Annotated in this window: 20 protein-coding genes and 1 pseudogene; 14 read left to right on the top strand and 7 right to left on the bottom strand. The window is 33.8% G+C overall.

What is annotated here, in order from left to right; all coding sequences use genetic code 11:
- Positions 1–109: 109 nt before the first annotated feature.
- Positions 110–2726, bottom strand: a pseudogene (cphA, locus tag EG242_RS01225) (cyanophycin synthetase).
- Positions 2727–2949: 223 nt separating this feature from the next.
- Between cphA and EG242_RS01220 the strand changes: the two are divergent.
- The 6 genes from EG242_RS01220 (at position 2950) to EG242_RS01195 (ending at position 8000) form a co-directional block, all read left to right on the top strand.
- Entirely contained in the window at positions 2950–3822 is an 873-nt protein-coding gene (locus EG242_RS01220; RefSeq protein ID WP_124898103.1) for a cyanophycinase, read from the top strand.
- Between the two features lie 17 nt (positions 3823–3839).
- Positions 3840–4682: an isoaspartyl peptidase/L-asparaginase gene (locus EG242_RS01215; protein ID WP_124898102.1), complete on the top strand. Its 843-nt coding sequence runs from the start codon at positions 3840–3842 to the stop codon at positions 4680–4682.
- A 287-nt stretch (positions 4683–4969) separates the two neighbouring features.
- On the top strand, positions 4970–5527 hold the full coding sequence (gene ruvC / locus EG242_RS01210) for a crossover junction endodeoxyribonuclease RuvC (RefSeq protein ID WP_124898101.1): 558 nt from the start codon (positions 4970–4972) through the stop codon (positions 5525–5527).
- Positions 5527–6651, top strand: a complete 1125-nt coding sequence (gene hemW / locus EG242_RS01205) for a radical SAM family heme chaperone HemW (RefSeq protein ID WP_124898100.1) — start codon at positions 5527–5529, stop codon at positions 6649–6651. Before ruvC ends, hemW begins: the two co-directional genes overlap by 1 nt.
- 15 nt (positions 6652–6666) lie before the next feature.
- On the top strand, positions 6667–7191 hold the full coding sequence (locus EG242_RS01200) for a hypothetical protein (protein WP_124898099.1): 525 nt from the start codon (positions 6667–6669) through the stop codon (positions 7189–7191).
- A gap of 41 nt (positions 7192–7232) precedes the next feature.
- Positions 7233–8000, top strand: coding sequence for a cyclase family protein (locus tag EG242_RS01195; protein WP_124898098.1), 768 nt, complete (start codon positions 7233–7235; stop codon positions 7998–8000).
- 38 nt (positions 8001–8038) lie between these two features.
- Here EG242_RS01195 and EG242_RS01190 read toward each other — a convergent pair whose 3' ends face one another.
- Entirely contained in the window at positions 8039–8554 is a 516-nt protein-coding gene (locus EG242_RS01190; protein ID WP_124898097.1) for a pyridoxamine 5'-phosphate oxidase family protein, read from the bottom strand.
- A gap of 52 nt (positions 8555–8606) precedes the next feature.
- On the bottom strand, positions 8607–9290 hold the full coding sequence (locus EG242_RS01185) for an energy transducer TonB (RefSeq protein WP_124898096.1): 684 nt from the start codon (positions 9288–9290) through the stop codon (positions 8607–8609).
- 185 nt (positions 9291–9475) lie between these two features.
- Between EG242_RS01185 and EG242_RS01180 the strand changes: the two genes are divergently transcribed.
- A complete protein-coding gene (locus tag EG242_RS01180; protein ID WP_124898095.1) occupies positions 9476–11065 on the top strand; it encodes a class I SAM-dependent methyltransferase in 1590 nt (529 codons plus the stop codon).
- A 34-nt stretch (positions 11066–11099) separates the two neighbouring features.
- On the opposite strand, the gene EG242_RS01175 is transcribed toward EG242_RS01180, so the two are convergent.
- From EG242_RS01175 to EG242_RS01165, 3 genes are all read right to left on the bottom strand, one after another.
- Positions 11100–13139 (bottom strand): dipeptidyl-peptidase 3 family protein, encoded by a 2040-nt coding sequence (locus EG242_RS01175; protein ID WP_124898094.1) that lies wholly within the window; start codon positions 13137–13139, stop codon positions 11100–11102.
- Between the two features lie 107 nt (positions 13140–13246).
- Complete coding sequence (locus tag EG242_RS01170) at positions 13247–13651, bottom strand: hypothetical protein (protein ID WP_124898093.1); 405 nt, start codon at positions 13649–13651, stop codon at positions 13247–13249.
- 33 nt (positions 13652–13684) lie between these two features.
- Positions 13685–14767, bottom strand: a complete 1083-nt coding sequence (locus EG242_RS01165; RefSeq protein ID WP_124898092.1) for an endonuclease/exonuclease/phosphatase family protein — start codon at positions 14765–14767, stop codon at positions 13685–13687.
- A 194-nt stretch (positions 14768–14961) separates the two neighbouring features.
- Here EG242_RS01165 and EG242_RS01160 point away from each other — a divergent pair, with 194 nt between their 5' ends.
- From EG242_RS01160 to EG242_RS01145, 4 genes are all read left to right on the top strand, one after another.
- Positions 14962–15450 carry a hypothetical protein gene (locus EG242_RS01160; protein WP_124898091.1) on the top strand — a complete coding sequence of 163 codons (489 nt, stop codon included), beginning with the start codon at positions 14962–14964 and terminating at the stop codon, positions 15448–15450.
- Positions 15451–15512: 62 nt separating this feature from the next.
- On the top strand, positions 15513–16124 hold the full coding sequence (locus EG242_RS01155; protein WP_124898090.1) for a hypothetical protein: 612 nt from the start codon (positions 15513–15515) through the stop codon (positions 16122–16124).
- A gap of 6 nt (positions 16125–16130) precedes the next feature.
- Positions 16131–16457: a hypothetical protein gene (locus tag EG242_RS01150; protein WP_124898089.1), complete on the top strand. Its 327-nt coding sequence runs from the start codon at positions 16131–16133 to the stop codon at positions 16455–16457.
- A complete protein-coding gene (locus EG242_RS01145) occupies positions 16429–16641 on the top strand; it encodes a hypothetical protein (protein WP_124898088.1) in 213 nt (70 codons plus the stop codon). Before EG242_RS01150 ends, EG242_RS01145 begins: the two co-directional genes overlap by 29 nt.
- 49 nt (positions 16642–16690) lie before the next feature.
- Here the strand turns inward: EG242_RS01145 and EG242_RS01140 are convergent, their stop codons facing one another.
- The gene (locus tag EG242_RS01140; protein ID WP_124898087.1) at positions 16691–17296 is read right to left on the bottom strand and encodes a superoxide dismutase; all 606 of its coding nucleotides are present in this window, start codon (positions 17294–17296) and stop codon (positions 16691–16693) included.
- Between the two features lie 105 nt (positions 17297–17401).
- Between EG242_RS01140 and EG242_RS01135 the strand changes: the two genes are divergently transcribed.
- The 3 genes from EG242_RS01135 to EG242_RS01125 all read left to right on the top strand — a co-directional run bounded on the left by EG242_RS01135 (position 17402) and on the right by EG242_RS01125 (position 23307).
- A complete protein-coding gene (locus EG242_RS01135; RefSeq protein ID WP_203227670.1) occupies positions 17402–20548 on the top strand; it encodes a UvrD-helicase domain-containing protein in 3147 nt (1048 codons plus the stop codon).
- A 35-nt stretch (positions 20549–20583) separates the two neighbouring features.
- Positions 20584–21777: a glycine C-acetyltransferase gene (gene kbl, locus EG242_RS01130; protein ID WP_124898085.1), complete on the top strand. Its 1194-nt coding sequence runs from the start codon at positions 20584–20586 to the stop codon at positions 21775–21777.
- Positions 21778–21882: 105 nt separating this feature from the next.
- Positions 21883–23307 carry an OmpA family protein gene (locus tag EG242_RS01125; RefSeq protein ID WP_124898084.1) on the top strand — a complete coding sequence of 475 codons (1425 nt, stop codon included), beginning with the start codon at positions 21883–21885 and terminating at the stop codon, positions 23305–23307.
- The last annotated feature ends 51 nt before the right edge of the window (positions 23308–23358 follow it).

The following is a 23358-nucleotide window of genomic DNA, read 5'->3' as shown; positions in this document are numbered from 1 at the left end:
ACTTCATAGTAGCGCAACGTATCGAGAAGTTCTCGACAAGCTCGAACTCACGAATAGTTCATAAATTCTATTCTAGATAAAGTTTTGAATAATCATTATTTAATTTTAATTAAACTTCTTCGTTTTCTTTATCTAAATATTCTTGAACAATTTCAATAGCGTTTGTAATAACATCGCTTAACGCAGTAATAAAAGTTCCGTCTTCGGCGCTGTTTATTGCGTGTTTAATTGCTTCGGTTTCTTTAGTGATGATTTCATAAGTAACGGTACGTTCAGAACTAGAAATCCCTTCCATTATCAAGTCGATGATTTCTTCTTCGGTTCTGCCACGCAAATGTTTTTCTTGTCGAATAATAATATGATCGAACATTCGTGCAGCAATCATGGCACATTCTTTAATATCTTCGTCTCTACGATCGCCAACACCGGCAATAATTCCGATCTTTTTAGTAGCATCAACTGTACTTAAATATTCTTCCACACCTTTGTATCCAGATGGATTATGAGCAAAATCAATCAATACTTTAAATTTCTTGAAATCGAAAATATTCATTCTTCCCGGAGTTTGTGCGGCACTTGGAATAAATGTCTGTAACGATAAACTAATATCTTCAATTTTAAAACCTTGTAAATAAGCCGCTAAAGTTGCTGCTAAAACATTTGCAATCATAAATTTAGCCTTTCCGCCTAATGTTAACGGAACGTGCGTAGCTCTTTCAACTCTAATTTTCCATTCACCTTTTTTAATAGTTATAAAACCGTTTTCATAAACAGCTACAATTTCGCCTTGTTTTGATAGTTTTTTTACTGTTTCAGAATCTTCATCCATACTAAAGTAGGCAATATTGCAATTTAATTCGTTTGCCAGTTTCATGCAATATTCATCGTCGGCATTTAAAATAGCCCAACCTTCTTTATTCACACTTTTAACAACAGTTGCTTTAACACGTGCTAAATCTGCTAAGGTATCAATGTCGCTTATACCTAAGTGATCTTCTTGAATGTTGGTGATGATTCCAATATCACAACGGCTAAACCCAAGACCTGATCTCAAAATTCCTCCACGGGCAGTTTCTAAAACAGCAAATTTTATGGTTGGATCTTTTAAAATATATTCTGCAGAAATAGGTCCTGTGGTATCACCCTTTTCCATCATGTGATTTTGAACATAAACCCATCAGATGTTGTAAAACCAACTTTGTAACCATTGTTTTTTACAATGTGTGCAATTAATCGGGTAGTGGTGGTTTTACCATTGGTTCCGGTAACTGCAATAATTGGAATACGGCTTGGTTTTCCAGGTGGATACAACATATCAATCACTGGCGATGCAACGTTTCTAGGCAAACCTTCGCTTGGTGCCAAGTGCATTCTAAAACCTGGAGCAGCATTTACTTCTAAAATGCAACCACCGTTCTCTTTTAATGGCTGCGTTAAGTTTTCTGCCATAATATCAACACCGCAAACATCTAAGCCAATTACTCGCGAAATACGTTCGCAAAGGAAAATGTTTTCAGGGTGCATCATATCGGTAACATCTACCGAAGTTCCCCCAGTACTTAAATTAGCGGTCGATTTTAAATAAACAACTTCTCCACGGTTAGGAACGGTTTCTAAAGTATAGCCTAATTTCTCCAATAGATCTGTTGTATCTCTGTCAACATCAATTTGCGTTAAAACATTTTCATGTCCGTAACCACGTCTTGGATCTTGATTGGTTTCATCAATTAATTGTTGAATGGTTTGCGTGCCATCGCCATTTACATGGGCAGGTTCTCTTTTGGCAGCAGCAACCAGTTTATGATCAATAATCAATACACGAAAATCAAATCCGGTAATAAATTTTTCAACAATAACTCGGCGACTGTAATTTTTTGCATACGCTAATCCAGTAACGGCATCTTCCCATTTTGTTACATTGATAGATGCGCCTTTTCCGTGATTTCCGTCTAAAGGTTTAATTACAATCGGGTAACCGATTTTTTTAATTACATCTTCTAAATCTTCTTCATCAACACAAATTCCGCCACTTGCAACAGGAATTGATGCTAATTCTAACATACGTTTTGTTTCTTCTTTATCGCAGGCAATATCTACTGCAATATTACTTGTTTTACAGGTTATGGTAGCCTGAAAACGCATTTGGTTAATGCCGTAACCTAGCTGTACCAGTGAATTTGTTCCCAAACGAATCCAGGGAATGTCACGAGCAACAGCTTCTTCTACGATACTCCTGTAGATGGCCCCAAACGAACGCGTTCACGAATTTCTCTCATTTTCTGAATATCGGCTTCTACATCGTATTCAGTTGCTGAGATTAAAGCTTCGGCAATTCTTACGGCACTTTCGGCGGCAAACATACCTACGCTTTCTTCGGTATAACTGAAAACTACATTGTAAACGCCCGGAGTTTTCGTTTCTTTAGTTCTTCCAAAACCGGTTTCCATTCCAGCTAAAGTCTGAATTTCTAAAGCAATATGTTCAATCACATGCCCCATCCAAGTACCTCTTTCCACACGTGAAAAGAAACCACCTCTGCAACCTTCTGAACAACGATGTTCAATCATGGTAGGAAACATAGTTTCAATACGTTCCCTAAATCCTTCAATCTTATTTGTCGGAAATTGTTCCATTTCTTCCAAATCTAAACGCATTTGGATTAACTTTTTTCTTCTAACACTCCAAATGTTTGGCCCTCTTAATGCTTGTATTTTTAATATCTTTATAAAAAACAATAATTTTTTTTCAAAGTAGTCATTATTTTGTTAAATACAATAATTTATATTATTTAAGGTTGATTTTTACAGATAATTTTATTAAGAATAATGTTGAGCTGTTTTATGTATGAATTATATTAAGGAAGTTTTATTTTGTTGTAGATTTTTCAAAAAAAACATTTATTTTATTAGATTGATTTGTGCACTTTAAAGAAATAGTTATTTTTACCACATGGAAATATTAGGAAAATTAATAATTATTGGGGGCGCTGTAGATAAAGGAAGTTTTACAGAGACAAATTTAGATAAGGATGCTGTAAAGAATCTGAATTTTTTTGAAACAGGAATTCTAAAAAGAATCATTCAAGAATCAAAATATAAAGAAGAATCTCGTATTGAAGTGATTACAACTGCTTCAAAAATCCCAAGAGAAATTGGTCCAGAATATGTAAAGGCATTCAGCTATTTAGGGGCGAATAATGCCGATGTTTTATATATTGAAAAACGTGAGCAATCAAATGACCCGGAAGTTTTAGAACGATTACAAGCGGCAGAAGTTGTTATGTTTACCGGTGGTGATCAATTGCGTTTGACTTCGATTTTAGGCGGAACACCTTTTGTTGATTTGTTGATTTCGAAATACCAAAATACAGAATTTATTTATGCAGGAACATCGGCAGGTGCTGCTGCAGCTTCAAATAATATGATTTATCAGGGCAGCAGTTCTGAAGCATTGTTAAAAGGTGAAGTGAAAATTACATCGGGCTTAGGTTTGATTGATGATGTAGTAATTGACACGCATTTTGTACAAAGAGGACGAATTGGTCGTTTGTTTCAGGCAGTTGTTGGAAATCCAAAAGTAATGGGTGTTGGTTTAGGTGAAGATACTGGTTTGTTGATTACTAAAGGGCATCAAATGGAAGCTATTGGATCCGGTTTGGTAATTTTGGTTGATGGAAGAGAGGTTAAAGATACCAATTTAACGCAGGTAGAATTAGATCAGCCTATCTCTATCAATCATTTGGTTACACACGTAATGAGTCACTTTGATAAATTCGATCTGAACACGTATAAAATGAGCATCCATTCTTCGCAATACACCTAATCACAAACAAAAGAGTAATGAAAATCATTATACATGGCGGTTTTTTTTCTGAATCATCTACAAGTTCAGAAACAAAAATTGCAAAACAACAGGCACTTTTACGCATTGTGAAAGATTCGTATGCGTATCTCCAAAATCATTCGGCATTAGAAACCGTGGTATATGCAGTTTCTCAATTAGAAGACGATGAATTGTTTAATGCAGGAATTGGATCGCAAATTCAATCTGACGGAAAAATTAGAATGAGTGCTTCTTTAATGGATGGCGAATCGCAGAAAATGAGTGGTGTTATTAATATCGAAGATGTGAAAAATCCCATTCAGGTAGCACCCGTTTTAATGCAGGTTGATGACCGAATTTTAGGCGGAAGTGGAGCTACAAATTTTGCCAGACAAAATGGATTTGAAGCTTTTTCGACTGAAATTCCACAGCGAAGAGCCGAATACGAAGCAAAAGTAAAATCTTTAGGAACAGGAACCGTTGGATGTGTGGCTTTAGATAAAGACGGAAAAATTGCAGCAGCTACTTCAACCGGTGGAAAAGGTTTTGAAATTCCGGGAAGAATATCCGATTCTGCAACAGTAGCTGGAAATTACGCAAACGAATTTTGCGGTGTAAGTTTAACGGGTGTTGGCGAAGATATTGTAAGCGGAGCGGTTGCTGCAAAAATTGTAACCCGCGTTACCGATGGATTTTCATTAGAAAAAGCGTTTGAAAAAACATTTACCGAATTAAAACCTTACGATGGTTTTGCTGGCGCAATAGCTATTGACAATCATGGAAATATGCTGCATCAAGATTCTCATCCAAGCATGGTTTTCGCTAGTTTTGATGGTGTTAATGAAGAGGTTTTTCAGTAAACAAACGTTTATCAGATTGAAAATGTTTGATTTTTCCAGATTTCTATTTTAATTAATAAATTAGAATTTATATAGATACTTGTCATTCCGGACTTGATCCGGAATCTCATAGTATTTATGAATAATGAGAAGCTGAAACAAGTTCAGCTTGACAATTGATAATAAATCATTGCAAAATCTTTAAATAATAGTTGTAACTTTCGTTGGTAAAATTTAATTTATTATCTATTTGATAATAAATTGTTTGTGTTTTAAATTTTGCATTACGTAAATCAACAAAGACTATTTTGGCTGCAGAACGAATTATATTAGGGATTGATCCCGGAACTACAATTATGGGTTTTGGTTTAATTAAGGTTGTGAAAAATTCTATGGAATTTATACAGCTAAACGAACTGAATCTTGCCAAAATGAGCGATCCGTACTTAAAATTGCAACGTATTTTTGAACGAACTATTGAGTTGATTGATACGCATCATCCCGATGAAATAGCAATCGAAGCTCCGTTTTTTGGGAAAAATGTGCAATCCATGTTAAAATTGGGTAGGGCACAAGGTGTTGCCATGGCAGCTGGATTATCGCGTCAAATTCCCGTTACCGAATACGAACCCAAGAAAATAAAAATGGCAATTACTGGTAACGGAAATGCCAGCAAAGAACAAGTTGCAAAAATGTTGCAGCAATTGTTGGGCTTAAAAGAACTGCCTAAAAACCTTGATTCTACCGATGGTTTGGCAGCAGCCGTTTGTCATTTTTTTAACTCAGGAAAAACTGTTGTCGGCAAAAGTTATTCGGGTTGGGATACCTTCGTTAGTCAAAATGCAGACCGCGTAACCAAAAAATAATGGCGGGCATTTACCTACATATTCCTTTTTGCAAGCAGGCGTGTCATTATTGCGATTTCCATTTCTCTACTTCTTTAAAAAAGAAAGAGGAGATGATTTCGGCTTTGCGTCGTGAGCTTTTCTTGCGTAAAAATGAAATTACAGAACCTATAGGAACCATTTATTTTGGTGGTGGAACTCCAAGTGTTTTATCGAGCAATGAAATTAATCTGTTAATTGACGAGATTTATCAGTTATTTGATGTTGCTGAAAATCCAGAAATCACTTTAGAAGCCAATCCTGATGATTTATCTGAAGATCGAATCAAGCAATTGGCAGAATCAAAAATTAATCGTTTAAGCATTGGAATTCAATCGTTTTTTGATGAAGATTTAAAAATGATGAATCGTGCGCATAATGCAAATGAAGCTTGGAATTCGTTACAGGAAGCCAAAAAGTATTTTGATAATATTTCAATTGATTTAATTTACGGAATTCCTGAAATGACGTTAGATCGCTGGCAGCAAAATGTACAAAAAGCGTTAGATTTAAATATTCCGCACATATCAAGTTACGCGCTAACCGTTGAACCAAAAACGGCATTGGCTAAATTAATTAAAAACGGAAAAATCCCAACACCTGATGACGGTATAGCTCACGAGCATTTTTTGATGATGATTGAAATGTTAGAAAAAGCAGGATTTATTCATTACGAATTATCTAATTTTGGTAAGCCTGATTATTTCTCTAAAAACAATTCTGCGTATTGGTTAGGAAAAAAATATTTAGGAATTGGTCCGTCTGCGCATAGTTTTAATGGAACAAATCGTTCGTGGAATATAGCCAATAATTCGTTGTACATAAACGCCATTCAGCAAGATAGATTACCGAACGAAGTTGAAACGTTATCAATAAAAGATCGATACAACGAATATGTTATGACAGGTTTACGAACCGTTTGGGGCGTATCATTTAAAAAAATTAAAAACGATTTTGGACAAGATTATTTAGATTATTTGCTTAAAAATGCCGACGTATTTCTTACAAACGAAAAGCTGATTATTGAAAATACTATTTTAAAAACAACTTTAAAAGGTAAATTCTTTTGCGACGGAATTGCAAGCGAATTGTTTATGATAGATTGATTAAAAAAGTATAAGATGGAAAAAATTACTTATAAGAAACTACTAAAATCAATTTTTCCTTTGTTGGTTACAAATTTAATGATTCTTTGTGTCTTCTATTATTGGTTTTCAGATGATGTATCTATATTTAAGAACACTTTTTTTATTATAGGAATTTTTTCTATTTTGATTATTCCTGTTATTATTCAACTAATAATTTTTATTAATCATTATAAAATTAATAAACAAACAATATTAAATGTTAGCAATAATAAAGTCATTATAACTTATAACAATAAAACGTTTACTATTTGCGATAATAATATTTTATCTTGGCAATTAATAGGTACATCAAGTAAAATAAAAGATAGTTCTATTAAATTTTCTCTTATTGATGATTTGTTTTATGTAAGGATTTATGTAAAAGACATTAACGAACCGATAATATTAACATCGTTATTAAATTCTAAAATAGATATTTTACTTCAAGTATTATTTCCTTCACAAAGATTAAATGATACTTCAAGTATATTTCCGTTTATAAGACCAAATACTAATTAATTGAATGATTTTTAACAGTAAATTGAGATAGAAATATAAAAATGAAAACAACCATACAACATAATAACAAAACATACGAAATTGATCTGTTGAAACCAATCGATATTTCTTTACCTATTCAAAATAACGAACAAAACCCAATTGCGTGGTATTTAGATCAGCCCGAAATAAATCCGGTGGTTATGGGCGATTTTGTGGGCAGTGTAGCATCGGGAAAATCATCTACAAACTTTAATAGTATTTTGTTCAATCCGCACGGACATGGAACACATACCGAATGTTTGGGTCATATTACAAAAGATTTTTATTCGATCAATAAAACATTAAAAACCTTCTTTTTTACAGCCGAATTAATTTCTATTGAACCTGAAATGATTGATAATGATTTTGTTATCACAAAAAATCAGATTGAAAAATCATTGAATGGTAAAACATCTGAAGCTTTAATCATAAGAACGCTTCCAAATTCAAACGAAAAAAAGCATAAAAATTATTCTAATACCAATCCGGCGTATTTATCAGAAGAAGCGTCTGTTTTTATAAGAGAAATTGGTGTTGAACATTTACTGATTGATTTACCAAGTGTTGACAAAGAAGTTGATGAAGGCAAATTAGTGGCTCATAAAGCCTTTTGGAATGTGAAAAATGTAAACGAAGTGAATGTCGACGCGCGTTTTGACTGTACGATTACCGAATTGGTATTTATTGATAGCGAAGTTACAGACGGATCGTACATTTTAAACCTGCAGATTTCATCGTTCGAAAATGATGCATCGCCAAGTAAACCCGTAATTTATAAATTGCTATAAAAAGAAACTCCTTCAATTTGAAGGAGTTTTATATGTAATTAATCTTGTTTTTGACCGTGATTAATATCGTTTCTGTGTTCTAAAACATCCAAGTTTTCGTCAACAAAATAAGCACTACCAAAGCCATTAACGTACGATCCTTTAACTGGGTTTAAAGCCAATAAAATAAAATCTTCCATTGGGGCAATAACTTCAACAACTTTACCGTGTGTTTCTTTTAATTTTTCAACAACCGTATTCCATTGGTCAGAATTTCTTGCGACTTGCGTAATGGCAACATCAAAAGTTAATCGTTCACGAGCATAAATCTGTTTAGAATTACTTTCATCTGCAATAAACATCATTGATGCTTTTTTCTGATCTCTTAAGTTTTTTGTATGGCGCGCCATAAAAGAAACTAAAATGTAGAACTTATTGTCAATATTTACGAAAGGTGCGTAGCTAGAATTTGGATTACCTTCAGCATCAACCGTTCCTAAAATAATCGATTTAGAATTTGCAACTAATTCTTTTACTTTTGGTGCTATAGGTTTAACCTCTTTTTGTGTAGCCATAATATTATCTTTATCGCTTACAAATATAGCTATTTATATTGGTTTTAAATAATTAGTTTCGATTTTTAATTGTTATTGGTATAGTAAATTTTGAGCGAACTGGTTTGCCATTTTCAATAGCAGGATTCCATTTAGACGATTTTATTATGCGTATTACTTCTGAATGAAAGAGAGGAGTATTGGCTTCTGCTACTTCTATATTTGTAAGTGTGCCGTCTTTTTCTACAAAAAATATTAATCGCATTTTAATATCATAATTTACTTTATTACTATCAAATTTAAATTCTTCTATAAATCGGTTCATAAAATTTCTCACTCCATCTTTTGGAGTAGCTTTTCTATAGACTTGTCCGTTGATTGGCTCTTCTTCAATGGTGTACTGTATAGGTATAACCAAATTAAATGCTTTTCTAGAAACTACCGCCATTCCGTTTTCGGTTTTAGGATTCCATTTAGGCAATTTTTCAAGAGCTTTTTTTAAGGATGATTCTAATTGTAGCGAATCATTTTGAATTTTTGGGTTAAAAACTGAACCGTCTTTGGTAATCGTCAGAATAAAAGTGATATCAATAGAACTGTTTTGATATTTCTTGCTGATTTCCTCAGGAATTTCTAAGTTGGTAGCCAATAAATCTAAATATTCATTCGTAGGAATTGTCGTTGAAGCTTCCTCCGTTTGTGCTTTCATTTTAAATGAGAAAGCAATAACAAAAAGTAAAAGTAGTGTGTTTTTCATGATTAATTTTTTTGCAAAAACAAGAAAAATTGTTCTTGTTAATATTAGGTTAGGCGTGTATCAACCTTAAAAATTTTCATAAAAAAGATCGTGGTAAAATAAAGTTTAGTAATTTTGTGAAGATTAAAAATAGTCATCACTACATTCTCAGTCGACTAGTGATTTGAAAGAAGATTTACATATTTATGGATAAAAAAGATTTACGAAGCGTTATTTTTCGTCATTTAGACGGAATTGTAACGCTGCCGGTTTTGGTTACGCTTAATAATGCCGATATATTACAGTTTATTTCGAACAATGAGAAAGTAACTTTGAACGAGCTTGCAACTCAATTTAATGCCAATGAAGGCTACTTAAATGTTGCTTTACGCGTGTTGGCGTCGCAAGGTTTTTTAAATTATCAAGTTACTCCGCAAGTTTTGGTTCAGAAAACTATAAAGTTCGATCAAATGTTACGCTATGTAGATTCGTTGAAACCGGTCATGGAAATGATCCAGTTTTCGCAAGGATTTCATAATCGTTTGTTCGAAAAAGAACCATTTTTAAAATTGAAACCACTGTTAGAAAGTTATCAGAACGATACACTTTTGCCTTCAGCTTTAAACGATGAAGACAATGAGATTCGTAAACAGTTAAATTATTATGTGGAAGGTTGTTTGGTTGGCCCCACAATTGTACGATTGGGAATGAACGGAATGTTCCACAAATATTTTATGGAATCGAGTTTTAAAGCTGAGGAATATCATAAAGATCCGGAAAGTTTCGAAAAACTGCTTGATTTTCTTACGCATTTAGGCTGGTTTCAAAAGAAAAACCACAACTACAGTTTCACAGATCAGGGCTTGTTTTTTGCACGTAGAGCAACTTCGTACGGCGTTACGGTTTCTTATTTGCCTATGTTGAGTCAAATGCAGCATCTGTTGTTCGGAAATGTTTCAGAAGTTAAACAAGACAACGGTGGACAGCAGGAAATTCATGTAGACAGAGCCATGAACGTTTGGGGAAGTGGTGGAGCACATGCAACGTATTTTAAAGCGGTTGATGAGTTGATTATCGAAATTTTCAACAAACCTTTGAACGAACAACCAAAAGGAATTTTAGATATGGGCTGCGGTAACGGTGCTTTGCTGGAACATTTGTTTGAAACTATTGAAAACAGAACGTTGCGTGGAAAACATTTAGAAACGCATCCGCTGTTTTTGGTGGGTGCCGATTATAATCAGGAAGCACTGAAAATTACGCGTGCCAATTTAATTGCGAATGATATTTGGGCAAAAGTTATTTGGGGCGATATTGGAAATCCTGAAAAATTAGCAGCCGATTTAAAAGACGAATACAATATTGAATTGAATGATTTGTTGAATATGCGAACCTTTTTAGATCATAACAGAATTTGGGAACAACCCGTAAAAATTGACAATTTGCAAGAAAGTCTTTCAACAGGAGCATATGCAACCAACGGGATTTTGTTGCCGAACGAATGGGTTGAACAAAGTTTGGTTGAACATTTACAGAAATGGCAGCCTTTTATTTCTAAATTCGGATTGTTGGTAATTGAACTTCATACGATTGACCCTGCAATAACATCAAAAAATATCGGATTAACAGCAGCAACAGCTTATGATGCTACGCATGGTTTTTCTGATCAATATATTTTAGAATTAGCTGTTTTTGAAGAATGTGTAAAACGGTCGGGATTATCTATTGATGATAATTATACTCGTAAATATCCTGCTGATGAACGCGCAAACATAAGTATTCATCTAATAAAATAAGAAAAGCCGCTTTTTAAAAGCGGCTTTTATATGACTAATTTTCTAACGGAAGAAAATGATAGTTTTTAGAATAATACAACATTTGTTCTGCAAACGTTTTAGGGTAGGTTACCACAATATCGGTAATTTCTCCTTTATCGTTTGTAATTGGAACCAATACCGGATTTACAAATCCGCGGTAAGGTGCGTTATTGAATTTTTTGCTGCGTTCTAACACTTCTTTATGCAGTTGGTTGTCAACTTTTACGCCGTAATTTTCAACCAATTCTTTCGCTGCTTTAAAATCTCCTTCTGATTTTATACGTTGTGTTTCACGCAACAATTGTCCGAATAAATCATGCAAACGCGCATAATCATTTATTTTAAAATAGGTTTTATTGTCGCGAACAACTTTTTCAATCACATTGAATTCTTTCCCTTTTTCAAAAACCCAAGCAGAAACCCATTGACGGTTTCGCATGTGTGCTTCTTCAATATCCTGACCTGGTTCAATGCGAACCAACTGTGTCATTAATCCGTTGCGAATGTAATCGTTATAAGCCGTCATTCCCAGATTTTGCCAGTTATCAACCAAACCTAAATCTTGAATTTTTTTATCGTATAAATAATAAAGTGCAACCAAATCGGCACGACCTTCTTCTAAAGTAGATGCATAACTTTTCAGTGTTTCTTTTGGCGTACCCACTCCCGGGTTTAACTGACCCGATGCATGCCCAATTACCTCGTGCAACGCTGTGTGTAACTTATCTGCCAATTCGCTGTAACGTTGTGAAAGTTTAATTTCGTTTTCATCAAAAGCAAATTCTTTTAATTTATCGCCACCGCTTGCTTTGTTGTACGCGTCGATGATGTTTCCTAACGAAATTGATTTAGAACCGTGTTCTGCACGAATCCAGTCTGCATTTGGCAGATTCACACCAATTGGCGTTGCTGGTGACGTATCGCCACTTTCGGCAGCCACAATAACGGTTTTGTATGATACACCAACCACGTTTTTCTTTTTATGTTCGGGCATTAAAGGCGAGCTGTCTTCAAACCACTGTGCACTTTTAGAAATAACTTCCATTTTTGCCGACATGTCGAAATCTTTAATCTGAACCGTTGATTCATAAGATGCTTTATGTCCCAATGGATCATTGTAAACTTCGATAAATCCGTTGATGTAATCAATATTTCCTTCGGTAGCTTTTACCCAAGCCACGTTGTAATCGTCCCATTTTTTAAGATCACCGGTTTTGTAAAAATCAATCAAAATCTTCAATGCATCGGCTTGTGGTTTGTTTTCGGCAACTTCCACGGCTTTCTCTAACCAATAAACAATTTTATCAATCGCAGCACCGTACATTCCGCCACTTTTCCAAACACGTTCTTCAATTTTTCCCGATTCTGTTCTGACCAATTTTGAATTCAATCCGGTAGATAAAGGTCGTAAAGTGTCAGCAGGAATCATACTTCCGTAAAAACGTTCTACATCTTTTGCATTTAAACCTTTTCCGTAGAAATTAACTGCAGATCCTTGTACCAAACCTTTAGATTCGTTTAAATTTACTTTTTTAGCATCAACATCGTTAAAAAGAACTTCAACAATAGTAGCATCTAAATTTGTTTTGGTTTCTTTTAGTAATTTTTGAAGATATGTTTGCGGAAAATCAGGTTTTATTTTACTATTTGAATAATGATGGTGAATACCGTTAGAAAACCAGATGCGTTTTAAATAAATTTCGAACTTTTTCCAGTTCGCCTCATTTTTATCGCCTTTGTAGTTTTTGTAAACATTTTCTAAAGCGGTACGTATTTTTAAGTTGTTTTTGTAGTTTTGATCCCAAAAGATATCTCGACCCGAATACCCAGCCTGAGCCAAATAATAAACCAGTTTTTTCTCTTTTAACGTCAGTTTTTCCCAACCAGGAATATCGTATTTTAAAACCTGAACATCTGCAAATTGTTCTGTTTCAAACTGCACGCTTTGCAAACTATCTGTAACGCTATTGTAATTGCTTGTTTTATCGTGTTTGTTGCAGGCTGTTAACGTTGCAACAGCTATTGCTATAATGGTAAACTGACTAAATTTCATGCTTAATATGTAATATGAAAAACAAATATATTAAAATTTAAATTGTGATTTTTTACTGTTGTTGAAACTATTATATAAAAAAAGAGCTTTGAAATTTTCAAAGCTTATTAATTTTGGGGTAAAACGTTTTTAAGAAATTCGTTTAACTGATCGAACAAATCTTTCGGACTTGAATACAAAATATGAAAATTGCTTAAAGCAAACAGTAAATCGTTTGTTTCGGCTTCGGCTTTTTGCAGGTATACAATAGGTTTTCGTTTTGCCTTTGCATAGCCTAATTCAATACACGATGTTACGTTAACCGATGTGGCTTCAATGATTAAAAAGTTGCTAGAATCTATTTCTTTCATTGCTTTCTGCATTAGTTCGGCTTCTTGACCGGCTTCAAACGGATATTTATCAACAAAGATAAATTGTTCCACATTTGCCGTGCTCATTGCCATGCCTAGTGCAATAATTTCTTTTCCTAAAGATTTTCTTGTAATTGTATCAACCGATATATATGCTTTCATTAACTAGCAGTTTATGTGGTAAAGATAATTAAATTATTCGGTAACAACGGTTTCTCTGTCGCTTTCTTCGGCTTTTCCTTCTTCAATCATTTCGGTAACTTCTTTATAATCGTTTTTCTCCAAATGTTCTACCAAATCTTCCTGATCGTCGTTTATTTTATCGATAAAAAACTTGCAGTATAAAGGCAAATGGTCAGACCCAACGGTTGGCATCGCTTTTAATTCTTCTACAAAAATATCTGTGGTATGAAACATTTGATCGATCGGGAAACGCAACAAGCGGTATTTTGCATGAAAGGTTGATATTAAACCGCGACCAATTCTGGGATCAATTGTTCCGGATGTTTTTCTGAATAAAATAGATGATTTTGCCCACGCCACATTATTAAAATCACCAATTACTATGGTAGGCTTGTGATTTTCTTTCACTTTTTTGGCAACCGATAATAATTCGCCGTCACGCTCTTTTGCATTTTCTTCTTCGGTTGGACTTGGTGGTGGCGGATGCACTCCAAAAAATACAAACTCAAAACCGTTTTTTGTTTTAAAAGTAGCCTCAATACTCGGAATATCATCGGCAACATAATAATGAGTCAGGCAGTTGGTCATTTCAATTTTAGAATACAGATGCATTCCGTAGGTGTTTTCTAAACCAATTTCACAAAAATACGGATAGTTCGGTTTTAAAGCTTGCAACGCATGTTCCCAATCTTTGTTCGATTCCATTGTAAGGATAATATCGGGATTTTCGTTCTCTAAAAACTTCAAAAATCGATCGTATTCTTTATTAAACTGATAAATATTGGTGGAAATAATTTTTATACTTTCAGACGATTTATCGGTTTTCTGCTTTTTTTCGATCTTATAAAAAGGCGTGTACGGGTACAGCAGATAAATTTCGTAAACCATACAGCCTACCAAAATTAACTGTGTAATGTAAAAACCGGTGGTTTTTTGCAGAAACGCCCATGCAACAATAAAAACGATAAACTGTAATACTAAAATTTGGACTTTACCAAAATCGAAAATCCTGAAAAACCAATGTTGATCTTGTACCAGCGGAATTAACGATGCAAAAATTAAAAGGGTTGATAAGCTGAAAAAGGCAATTTCCATTACGGTCTTTTTTACAAATCTAAAAATTTATAACCAAGCATTTTATAACCAACTGCAAATAGTTACGGTCTTTTAACTGTTAAAGTAATGTTTTGCTGCGTTCAAGAGTTTTTTGCCGTTCGGTTTGATAAATTATTTTGAGTAGATATATATTGTAATGTTAATTTTTATATTTTTAAGCAAATGAAACTATTATGAAAAAACTACTGTTACTACTTACATTGATTGTTCAAAATAACTTAACAGCTCAAGTTGATGATTCAAAATTAATGCAATTAAACAAGCGCAAAGAAATTAAGAGCGATTTAAATCCTGATTTTTTTTTAAGACTAATAGAAATATATCCAAATTTCAATGATAATGAACTACTTATAATAGAGTTTTATCCTAAAAGTGAAAAGTGTACGCTAAATTTAGTTGAAGAGGAGATGCAACAATATACCCTCGAATTTCAACAAAAAGTTAATAAAGTTACAGAAAAAAAAACGATATGTATTGTAGAAAATCAATTAAACAAGAATGATCAAAATGATTATATGAGTGAAATAATTAATAAATTATTATTAACCCAATCGTACCATTGTTACAATAGAATTTTAGTTTATAAAAATAAATTTATTGCCTTATTGGGAGATTATAATGATGATGAAGCTTTACAAAGAATTAAGAAATTGATAAAATAAAAAGTACTTAAAGTAAAAGAAGGTGAGGAGTTGTATGATTAATAAATCAATAATAAAACTATATGAAAAAACTACTGTTGTTATTTGTATTAGTTGTCCAAAATACAGTTAATGCACAAAGCTATTACGACGCGGATAATAACAAAATTGACAAAGCTACGTTTAATAAATTGCTTGCTGGTAAAGAATATTATCATGTAGAAAACGATTCTTTAAAAGCTTTCAAGTTAATGTATCGAAATAACAGAGGAGAAAAAGGATCATTAGGCGATTCAGAAAATTTATTTAAAGAATTAAATGAAAAACTCAATTTAAAGCTCGATTTCAGCAAACCTTTGATAATTTATTATTACCCTGGAAAAGATCCTTGTAATTCTAGTGGAACATCCACTCAAAAAAGTCAAATTCAGTGGAATAAAGAATTAGAAAAGAAAGTAAAAAAAGTTGCCGATGTCAATGTATTAAGAATTTACAAAGACAAAGAAGGTATAAAAACGATAAATGATTACGATTGGAAAAAAGATCCCAATGCATTAATTGAGAATCTATTCTTTAATTATCATTATGGTTGCCGAAGTTTTATAATTATTAACAAAGATAAATATTCGGCTTTTTTTGGAGAATACGGTCAAGATCAAGTGGCAGAATCTTTAAAAGAAATCTTGAAAAAATAACTTGAAATGAAATATATAATAGTGCTATTTCTTTTAGTACAAGTAAATGTTTTCGCTCAAGAAAATAAATTAATTTCTCAAGAAGCAAACTATCAATTAAAAAACGAACAGTTGGTTTATCAACTTAAAATGAAAAATGGTAAACAATTATCGGTTTGTATTGATAAAAATGAGAACTATATTGTTTATAGATATGGTTCGAAAAATAAAATCGAGTTGGAATATCCTAAAGAAAAAAATTTATCAAGTTTTGATATGTTTGAATATTCTGAATATAAGAGGTGGAGGTACTCAAAATTCAGCAATGGAATTAACCTATTTAGCTTTTACTAATAATGGAATTAAATATGTTATTTACGATACCTATTTTTCAGAAGTAGATAAATTAGAAGCAGGAATAAAAGTAAAGGAATCAGAAACCAATATCACGGATTTAAAAGGATTGACAAAATCAAGAAAAGGAAATTTATCTGATTTGAAAGATAAAGTAAAAGAAGGTGAGGAGTTGTACGATTAAACAAAAAAATCGCCTTTAAAAGGCGATTTTTAATGAAACACTAATTTAATTATTTAGCGTCAGCATATTTTTTAGCAACAGCGTCCCAGTTAACAACATTGAAAAATGCGTTAATGTAATCTGGTCTGCGGTTTTGGTAATTTAAGTAATAAGCATGTTCCCAAACATCTAAACCTAAAATCGGCATACCTTCGCATCCAATTCCTGGCATTAAAGGGTTGTCTTGGTTTGCAGTAGCACAAACTTCTAACTTACCATTTTTAACACATAACCAAGCCCAGCCCGATCCAAATTGTGTAGCACCAGCTTTAGCAAAAGCATCTTTAAAAGTATCGAATGATCCAAAAGCTTCGTTAATTGCAGTAGCTAATTCACCAGTTGGCTCACCACCTGAGTTAGGCGCCATAATTTCCCAAAATAAATTGTGGTTGTAAAAACCGCCACCATTATTGCGAACAGCTTTGTTGTTTAAGTCTAAAGAAGTTAAAATATCTTCGATAGATTTTCCTGCTAAATCAGTTCCTTCAATCGCTGCATTTAAATTTGTTGTGTATGCTTGGTGGTGTTTAGAGTAGTGAATTTCCATTGTTCTAGCGTCAATATGAGGCTCTAAAGCGTCGTAAGAATATGGTAATTTTGGTAATTCGAAAGCCATAACTATAATATTTTAAAGATTAGTATTATTTTTATTCAAATTTAGGCAAAATCGCGCTACAATAAAAATTATTGTGTGTGTTCTTTGTTAACTTTTTTATAATTTATTTTGGAAAAAAAAGCCTTTACCATTTATAATGCATCAGCCGGCGCCGGTAAAACGCATACGCTTGTAAAAGAGTATCTTAAAATTTTGTTAGGATATTCTAATAAAGACGATGCTTACCGAAACGTGCTTGCAATAACCTTTACAAACAAAGCCGTTAACGAAATGAAATCGCGCATTGTTTCGTGCATTTATGCGTTTACGTTGAACGAAATTCCAAAGAAAGAATATCAGTTGTTGGAACAAATTGTTCAAGAAACTGAGTTTACCGAAGCATATATCCGAGAAAAATCGAAAAAAATATTAAAAAACATCATTCATAATTATGCGGGTTTTGATATTTCTACAATTGATAAATTCACCCACAAGGTAATTCGTTCGTTTGCGTTTGATTTGAATTTACCTTTTCAGTTTGAAGTTTCTTTGGATACCGAAGCTTTGTTGCAGGAAGCCGTTGATGCCTTGATTTCGCAAGCCGGAATTGATGACGAATTAACGAAGCTATTGGTCGATTTTTCTATAAGTAAAGCCGATGACGATAAAAGTTGGGATGTTACCAACGAGTTAATGGAAATTGGTCGTTTGTTATTGAACGAAAACAACAAACAAGAATTGGAAGCTTTTGAAAACATTGAAATGCAGACGTTTTTGTCATTGAAAAGTTGGTTGCACGATCAAATCAATCAGTTAAAAGCCGAAACGGTTACGTTGGCTCAAAATGCGTTGCAGTTGCTGGAAACCAATGGTATCGACAATAAATCGTTCAGCGGTGGTTATTTTCCAAAACATTTAATAGGAATTGTTGATGGGAACTACAACAACGCTAATAAAAAATATTACGAAGCAGACGATATAAAAATCAATAAAACCGCAAAAGATAAAGAAGCAATAGAACAGTTAATACCCGATTTATTAGCGATTACAAAAAAGATTTATCCGCTGTTCGGAAAAATCTATTTTTACGAAGCTTTTCTGAAAAATCTGGTACCACTTTCGTTGCTGAATTCTATAAGTAACGAAATTAACCGCATACAAACCGAACAGCAGATTCTTTCTATATCGCAGTTCAACAAGATTATTTACGAAGAATTAAAAAATCAGCCTGCACCTTTTATTTATGAACGTTTGGGCGAAAAATACCGACATTTTTTTATTGATGAATTTCAGGATACATCCGAAATGCAATGGCAAAATCTGGTTCCGTTGATTGATAATGCGCTTTCTGGAGAAGACGATTTTGGCAAACAAGGTTCGTTAATGATTGTGGGCGATCCAAAACAGGCAATTTACCGTTGGCGAGGTGGCAAGGCAGAACAATTTATGCAGTTGAGCGATGGCGAAAATCCGTTTTCGAATCCGTCAAAAGCAACCATAAGTTTAGATACCAATTACCGCAGCTTTTCGCAAGTGATCGAATTTAACAACGGAATTTTCAAGTTTTTGGCAAATCAGTTTAATAACGAAGCGTATCAAAATCTGTACGAAAATTATTCGCATCAAAACACAAATCCTAAAAAAGGCGGTTTCGTAAATATTGCTTTTTTAAACAATGATTTATTGGTTGATGATGAGGTTACAAAAGACGATTTGTATCTGAACGAAGTTTTAAAAACCATTGAAAATGTTCTGAATCAAGGTTTTTCGTTGGGCGATATTGTGGTTTTAACACGTAAAAGTAAAGATGGTGTTAAGGTTGCAAATCATTTAACAAAAAATGGAATTCGTATTTTATCGTCGGAAACCTTGTTGATTAATAACGCTACCGAAGTACAGTTACTGTTGAATTTGTTACGATTTTTAAAGAATAATCACGATAAAGAAGCAAAAGCGCTGATTTTATATTACGTTGGTCGATTTATTCTGAAAGATGCCAAAGTGCACGATGTGATTGTGAAGGGAATGGCGATGGATAATGAAACCGATTTTCAAGACTATTTAAAAACATTCGGCATTGAAATCAACTTTAAAGAACTCCGTAAAAACAATTTGTACGTTGCGGTAGAACTAATGGTCTCGGCATTTATCCCGACAAAGAAAACCGAAGCTTATGTGCAGTATTTTCTAGATTTAATTTTAGAACGAACCGTAAAAAATCAATCAACAATAGCCGATTTTTTAAATTATTGGGAACAGAATTATCATAAATTAAGTATTCCATCGCCCGAAAACGAAAATGCTGTAAGATTAATGACGGTTCATAAATCAAAAGGATTGGAATTTCCAGTGGTGATTTATCCGTTTGCCGATGAGGATTTCTCCAAATCACGTGATAAAATATGGGTAGATTTAGAAGAAAACGATCAGTTGGTTATCCCTAAAGCATTGGTCGATTTAAAAAACGATGTGAAAATGTATGGCGAAACTGCGCAACGGTTGTACGATCAAAAAAAGCAAGAAGAACTGTTGGATAATTTGAATGTTTTGTACGTGGCGTTAACCCGTGCCGAAGAACAATTGTATATCATTAGCAATTACAAACGATCTAAAACCGGAACGTTACCCAATACATTAGCTACATTTTTTGTGACCTATTTGGAAGATTCAGGTCGATTTTCTGAAAACGAATTAAATTATCCTTTTGGCGATGCAATTAAAGTTTCTGAAGAAAAAAACGATGAACTTGTAAAACCAATTGTGATAAAATCGGTAGAAAAACCAATAGATCAATCGGTAATAAAAATTGCAAAGCGCGAAGCAATAATGTGGGATACCAAGCAGCAACATGCCATAGAAAAAGGAAATTTAATACACGAACTGTTGGCTGAAATTATTACGGCTGATGACATTGCTTTTGTGGTAAAAAATGCAGTATCGAAAGGAATGTTGCCTACAACAGAAGAAGTTGAAATATCAGAAAAAATTACAGAAATTGTTCAACATGCAGATTTGCAACCTTTCTTTAATAAAGAAAATATCATTTATAACGAACGACCAATTTTGCATAAATCGTTCAAAAACATAAAACCAGACCGAGTTGCAATTAACGGAAATAAAGCCTATATTATCGATTATAAAACAGGGGAAGAACAAGCAAAATACATCCAACAAATTAACGATTATGCTTTGGCAATAGATGAAATGGGTTATGAAATTGTAAAAAAGACCTTGTTGTATATTCAAGACGATTTAAAAATAATAAATTTGTAACCTATCAATAGTAAATAAAAATAAATCATATAACTATGTACGGAAGTATTAAAGAGTTTTTACAAACAGAAATTGATACCATTAAAGAAAATGGTTTGTATAAAAAAGAACGTATTATTACATCGCCTCAAGATGCCGAAATTACCATTAGTACAGGCGAAAAAGTATTGAACTTTTGTGCCAATAACTATTTAGGATTATCGTCGCATCCAGAAGTTGTTCAGGCAGCTAAAGATGCGTTAGATACGCACGGTTTCGGAATGTCGTCTGTTCGTTTTATCTGCGGAACACAAGATATTCACAAACAATTAGAACAAGAAATTGCCGATTTTTACGGAACCGAAGATACTGTTTTATACGCAGCAGCTTTTGATGCAAACGGTGGTGTTTTTGAACCTTTATTAGGAGCCGAAGATTGTATTATTTCAGATAGTTTAAACCACGCTTCAATTATCGATGGTGTTCGTTTATGTAAAGCAGCACGTTACCGTTACGAAAATAACGACATGGCAGATTTAGAAAAGCAGTTACAACAAGCAGTTGCCGATGGTCGCCGTTTTAAATTGATTGTTACCGATGGCGTTTTCTCTATGGACGGATTGGTTGCGCCGTTAGATAAAATTTGCGATTTAGCAGATAAGTACGATGCTATGGTAATGGTTGACGAATGTCACGCAGCCGGATTTATTGGCGCTACAGGTAAAGGAACGTTAGAAGCTAAAAACGTAATGGGTCGTGTAGATATTATTACAGGTACATTAGGTAAAGCTTTAGGTGGTGCAATGGGCGGATATACTACAGCTAAAAAAGAAATCATTGAAATATTACGTCAGCGTTCACGTCCGTATTTGTTTTCAAACTCATTAGCTCCATCAATTGTTGGTGCATCTTTAAAAGTTTTTGAACTGTTGAAAAAAGATACCAAGTTAAGAGATCAGTTGGAATGGAATACAAACTACTTTAAAAAAGGTATGAAAGCTGCAGGATTGGATATCATTGATGGCGATTCTGCAATAGTTCCAGTAATGTTGTACGATGCCAAGTTATCGCAGGTAATGGCAGATAAATTATTAGAAAAAGGCATTTACGTTATTGGATTTTTCTTCCCTGTTGTACCAAAAGACAAAGCGCGTATTCGCGTACAATTATCGGCGGCACATACACAAGAACATCTTGATAAAGCCATCAAAGCTTTTGCAGAAGTGGCTAAAGAGTTAGGGGTAGTATAAAAAAATCTTATAAAAATGTTAAAGGTTTCACTAATTTATTTTGTATATTCGTTGAAACAATTTATTTTTGTGAAAATATTACGTAAAGTAGAAAATTGAATAGTTATGAAACAATTAAAAGTATTTGCAGCTGCTTTGTTATTAGCTGGTACAGCTACACAAGCACAAAATGCTGATCAGCCATGGGCTATTACCGTGGGTGTTAATGCTTTGGACGGTGGACGTTCAAGTGTTGCCACAGACTTTGCAGATCGTTTTGGTCAATATTTCCAAACAGATAACTGGAGCATCTTACCATCTGCTTCTGTTTTAAACGTATCTCATTATTTAGGTGCTAATTTCTCTTTTGGTGTTACAGGTTCTGTAAACAAAATGAAAAGAGTGGTTATGGATGCTAACAGTAACCTAATTGGTGCGGATTTTAACGGACAAAGACGAGTTGATGCAGCAGATTTGATGTATTATGGAATTGATGGTCAATTTAAATACAGTATCGGTGGATTAATCGGTTCAAAATGGTTTGATCCTTCTATTCACGTTGGTGGAGGGTACGCTTTCTTAGGAAAAGCATCATCTGGTAATGTTAATGGAGGTTTAGGTCTTACATTTTGGTTAACTGAAAACATTGGTTTAAACTTATCATCTACTTATAAACATCAGTTAGAAGACGATGGTGTAGTGAGAGCGAACGATGTTTCTGTTCCAACACATTTACAACACGTTGCAGGAGTTTCTTTCCGTTTTGGTGGAAAAGATACAGATGGTGACGGTATTTTAGATAAATACGATGAGTGTCCAGAGTTGTTTGGATTAAAAGAGTTCAATGGTTGTCCTGATTCTGATAAAGATGGTATTCCGGATCATTTAGATCAATGTCCATTCGAATTTGGTGATGCAGCTATGAACGGTTGTCCTGATTCTGACGGTGACGGAATTCCTAACCACGAAGATGCTTGTCCAGATGAGCCAGGATTAAAAGAATTCAACGGATGTCCTGATACAGACGGTGATGGAATTGCAGACGCACAAGACGAATGTCCAGAAGAAGCAGGTCCAAAAGAGAACAACGGTTGTCCTTGGCCAGATACAGATGGTGATGGAGTTTTTGATAAAGATGATGAGTGTCCAGAAGTTGCAGGTCCTGCATCTAACAAAGGATGTCCAGAAGTTAAAGAAGAGCACATCAAACAATTAAACGAGTACGGTAAAACAATCTTGTTTAACACAGGTAAATCTACTTTCCAAGAGCAGTCTTTCGCAGTGTTAGACAATATGGCAAGAGTAATGAACCAATTCCCTAATGCTAAATTTGCAATTGAAGGTCATACAGATAGTACAGGTACTGATAAAATCAACGACCCATTATCAAACGATCGTGCAAATGCAGTAAGAGAATATTTAATCTCTAAAGGAATTTCTGCAAGCCGTTTATCTTCTCAAGGTTTTGGTTCTAAAAACCCAATCGATGATAACAAAACTGTTGCAGGACGTGCTAATAACCGTCGTACAGAAATTAAATTAGTAAAATAATTTACAATTTAAATATTATTGAAAACGTCCCGATTTGTCGGGACGTTTTTT

Origin of the sequence: Paenimyroides viscosum (assembly GCF_003858535.1) — a bacterium.
Taxonomy (GTDB): domain Bacteria; phylum Bacteroidota; class Bacteroidia; order Flavobacteriales; family Flavobacteriaceae; genus Flavobacterium; species Flavobacterium viscosum.
The sequence above is the reverse complement of the archived record's forward strand: the minus strand, read 5'-3'. Positions and strand labels throughout refer to the sequence as shown.

What these genes read in the sequence shown, in the direction of transcription:
- EG242_RS01195 (WP_124898098.1), top strand. Translation starts at nt 7,233, where the DNA reads ATGAAAACAACCATACAACATAATAACAAAACATACGAAATTGATCTG.
- EG242_RS01140 (WP_124898087.1), bottom strand. Translation starts at nt 17,296, where the DNA reads ATGGCTTTCGAATTACCAAAATTACCATATTCTTACGACGCTTTAGAG.
- hemW (WP_124898100.1), top strand. Translation starts at nt 5,527, where the DNA reads ATGGCGGGCATTTACCTACATATTCCTTTTTGCAAGCAGGCGTGTCAT.
- EG242_RS01155 (WP_124898090.1), top strand. Translation starts at nt 15,513, where the DNA reads ATGAAAAAACTACTGTTGTTATTTGTATTAGTTGTCCAAAATACAGTT.
- EG242_RS01190 (WP_124898097.1), bottom strand. Translation starts at nt 8,554, where the DNA reads ATGGCTACACAAAAAGAGGTTAAACCTATAGCACCAAAAGTAAAAGAA.
- EG242_RS01180 (WP_124898095.1), top strand. Translation starts at nt 9,476, where the DNA reads ATGGATAAAAAAGATTTACGAAGCGTTATTTTTCGTCATTTAGACGGA.
- EG242_RS01200 (WP_124898099.1), top strand. Translation starts at nt 6,667, where the DNA reads ATGGAAAAAATTACTTATAAGAAACTACTAAAATCAATTTTTCCTTTG.
- EG242_RS01185 (WP_124898096.1), bottom strand. Translation starts at nt 9,290, where the DNA reads ATGAAAAACACACTACTTTTACTTTTTGTTATTGCTTTCTCATTTAAA.
- EG242_RS01175 (WP_124898094.1), bottom strand. Translation starts at nt 13,139, where the DNA reads ATGAAATTTAGTCAGTTTACCATTATAGCAATAGCTGTTGCAACGTTA.
- EG242_RS01215 (WP_124898102.1), top strand. Translation starts at nt 3,840, where the DNA reads ATGAAAATCATTATACATGGCGGTTTTTTTTCTGAATCATCTACAAGT.
- EG242_RS01170 (WP_124898093.1), bottom strand. Translation starts at nt 13,651, where the DNA reads ATGAAAGCATATATATCGGTTGATACAATTACAAGAAAATCTTTAGGA.
- EG242_RS01165 (WP_124898092.1), bottom strand. Translation starts at nt 14,767, where the DNA reads ATGGAAATTGCCTTTTTCAGCTTATCAACCCTTTTAATTTTTGCATCG.
- EG242_RS01220 (WP_124898103.1), top strand. Translation starts at nt 2,950, where the DNA reads ATGGAAATATTAGGAAAATTAATAATTATTGGGGGCGCTGTAGATAAA.
- kbl (WP_124898085.1), top strand. Translation starts at nt 20,584, where the DNA reads ATGTACGGAAGTATTAAAGAGTTTTTACAAACAGAAATTGATACCATT.
- EG242_RS01160 (WP_124898091.1), top strand. Translation starts at nt 14,962, where the DNA reads ATGAAAAAACTACTGTTACTACTTACATTGATTGTTCAAAATAACTTA.
- EG242_RS01125 (WP_124898084.1), top strand. Translation starts at nt 21,883, where the DNA reads ATGAAACAATTAAAAGTATTTGCAGCTGCTTTGTTATTAGCTGGTACA.
- EG242_RS01145 (WP_124898088.1), top strand. Translation starts at nt 16,429, where the DNA reads ATGGAATTAACCTATTTAGCTTTTACTAATAATGGAATTAAATATGTT.
- EG242_RS01150 (WP_124898089.1), top strand. Translation starts at nt 16,131, where the DNA reads ATGAAATATATAATAGTGCTATTTCTTTTAGTACAAGTAAATGTTTTC.